Here is a 2,355-nt window from a genome sequence, read left to right as displayed (position 1 = left end):
CCTTTGGCGCTCGAGTACTTTTTTGCTGTTTGTGGCACGCTGACGCTCGAAGGCGGGCCGATTTTCTGGGTTGCGACACATCGAATCCACCACCAGAAATCCGATCAGCCCGGCGATCCGCACTCACCGCGCGATGGCGGCTGGTGGTCTCACATGGGCTGGCTTCTGGTCGGGGAGAGCAAGCATAACAACACCCCGATGATGTCGAAGTATGCGCCCGATCTGGCAAAAGATCGTTTCTACGTCTGGCTCAACAACTATCATTGGGTGCCCATGATCGTGCTCGGCGTCCTGCTCTTCGCCATCGGCGGTGTTCCGTTCGTGCTGTGGGGCGTCTGCCTCCGTGTGGTCGTGGGTCTGCACTCTACTTGGCTGGTTAACTCGGCGACACACATGTGGGGCAGCCGCCGGTTCGCCACCCGCGATGATTCCCGCAACAACTGGTTGATTGCTCTCATCACCTCCGGCGAGGGCTGGCACAACAACCACCACGCGCACCCGACATCAGCGCGGCATGGACTGGCATGGTATGAGTTCGATTTGTCTTGGATTCAGATCAAGATCCTGATGTTTTTCGGCCTGGCGAAATCCGTCCGGGTAGCGAAACTCAACACCGCGATGGCCGAACGGGAAGCCGCGTAGCCTCACTTTTTCGGTCGGTGCCTGAGGGCAAGTTTGGGTCGCGTGGACTCGATGGACTCGAGCCGCAGGTAGCCCGCGGCGGCGCGGACGCGCACCGCTTCCTTCTTGTCTTCGAACAGGGGTAGGAGATCCTTCTCCAAAGCGGGATCGTTCCTGAGGGCGATGGCGTGCACCGCGGCCGCCCGCACGGACCAATCTTTATCAGTGAGCGCATCCTCAAGCGCCGGCAATACCTCCGGATCTTTGTCGGCACTTAGGAGGAGCGCCGTAGCCGCCCGGCCTGAAACGCTTTGATCGGAGAGGATTCCTTGCAACGACGAAACACCAGCTCCCAAACCCGGGACTGGAGCGAAGTTCGCACCCTCTCGCACCGCAAACAGGAACAGCGTCTTGGGGGTATGCAACATCCGGAGCGCGTCTCGCTTCTGCCTGGTGATGAATCCGGATGATGTCTTGGTCTCGCCGCTGAGAACCGCAATGAGGGCCTCGTGTCCAACCGGATCGTTGAGCGTCCAAAGCGCTTTGGCGGCGGCAAAACTCACCTCGGGCACATCACTGTCCAGTGCCTTGCGTAACGCAGAAACCGTGCGCTCGTTTTTTAAATCCATCAGACTTGTGATCGTAGCCAGCCGCACCTCGACATCTTTGTCGTCGAGCATCGCTTCCAGCTGCGAGAGGTAGGGCTCTACCGGGCTGACCAGGCCCAGCGCCTGTACCGCGTGCTTCCGGTTGTCCGGGTTCTTGTCTTTCAACGAGTCATCGAGGAAACCTCGGGCGCGGTCCTGTTGAGACAGCGTCACGGTAATAGGAAGCGAAGCAGGCTCCGGGGTCTGTCCAAAAGCGATGCATAGCGAAAAAAGTGGAGATACGAGAAAGGTTCGCATGAGGGCAGCTCGCTCAGGCCTTTTTTCTACCGACGACCAGCAATACAAAACCGCTGACCGCAGCAATTATTCCCACAATCGGGGGCAACGGAATTGTCTTAGTGCTCTCCGTTGTCACGTGGACAGGACCGAGATCAACAACTTTATCCCGGGTCGTATAAGTGAAGCCTTGATACGCAAGCGCTATTACCCCAACCGCAATGAGGATGATAGCGAACAACGTGCTTGTTTTCATCTTGCTCGACCTTTCGAGTTAGGGCCGGCCTCCGATGTGCCGCGCCGGCCCTGAACCAATTCAGGTTTACTTAAGTGCGATTGGCGACCCGATCTCGTTGCCTATGATCTCGCCGGAGACAACCAACTCCACGCGGCGATTCTGTTGCCGTCCTGTGGTGGTATCGTTTGAGGCTACGGGCTGGGTTTTTCCGAATCCTTTAGCTGTGACGGAACTCGCGGGAATTCCAGCCTGCGTCAGGTAGTCGCGTACGGACGTGGCGCGATGTTCGGAGAGCTGCTGGTTGTAATCATCGCCGCCCACGCTATCGGTATGACCTTCCACTTCCAGTCTCAGACCCGGGTGCCCCGAGATAATGCCGGCTACTCTGGCCAGCTTCTCACGGGCTCCAGGTCGCAACGAGTACTTGGCCGTGTCAAAAAGGACATCCGACATATTAACGATCAAGCCGCGGGCTGTATCGCGAGTTTCGAGAATCACGCTGAATTGCCGCAATAACTGAACGTCTCCACTTTTTTCGCTCTGCATCGCTTTTGGACAGACCCCGGAGCCTGCTTCGCTTCCTATTACCGTGACGCTGTCTCAACAGGACCG

The 2,355-nt window shown here is 57.8% G+C and carries 4 protein-coding genes; 1 reads left to right on the top strand and 3 read right to left on the bottom strand.

Going from position 1 to position 2,355, the window contains the following annotated elements:
- Positions 1-642, top strand: a 642-nt coding sequence (locus tag WCA10_RS07235; protein WP_472821836.1) for an acyl-CoA desaturase, incomplete at its 5' end; no start/stop codon positions are given.
- A gap of 2 nt (positions 643-644) precedes the next feature.
- On the opposite strand, the gene WCA10_RS07230 is transcribed toward WCA10_RS07235, so the two are convergent.
- The 3 genes from WCA10_RS07230 to WCA10_RS07220 all read right to left on the bottom strand — a co-directional run bounded on the left by WCA10_RS07230 (position 645) and on the right by WCA10_RS07220 (position 2,241).
- Positions 645-1,526, bottom strand: coding sequence for a HEAT repeat domain-containing protein (locus WCA10_RS07230; protein WP_472821835.1), 882 nt, complete (start codon positions 1,524-1,526; stop codon positions 645-647).
- 13 nt (positions 1,527-1,539) lie between these two features.
- Positions 1,540-1,761, bottom strand: coding sequence for a DUF3185 domain-containing protein (locus WCA10_RS07225; protein WP_472821834.1), 222 nt, complete (start codon positions 1,759-1,761; stop codon positions 1,540-1,542).
- Positions 1,762-1,827: 66 nt separating this feature from the next.
- Positions 1,828-2,241: an OmpA family protein gene (locus WCA10_RS07220; RefSeq protein WP_472821833.1), complete on the bottom strand. Its 414-nt coding sequence runs from the start codon at positions 2,239-2,241 to the stop codon at positions 1,828-1,830.
- Positions 2,242-2,355 lie beyond the last annotated feature (114 nt).

It is taken from the genome of Occallatibacter sp., assembly GCF_049582745.1.
Taxonomy (GTDB): domain Bacteria; phylum Acidobacteriota; class Terriglobia; order Terriglobales; family Acidobacteriaceae; genus Telmatobacter.
This window is presented reverse-complemented; position numbering and strand designations above follow the sequence as displayed.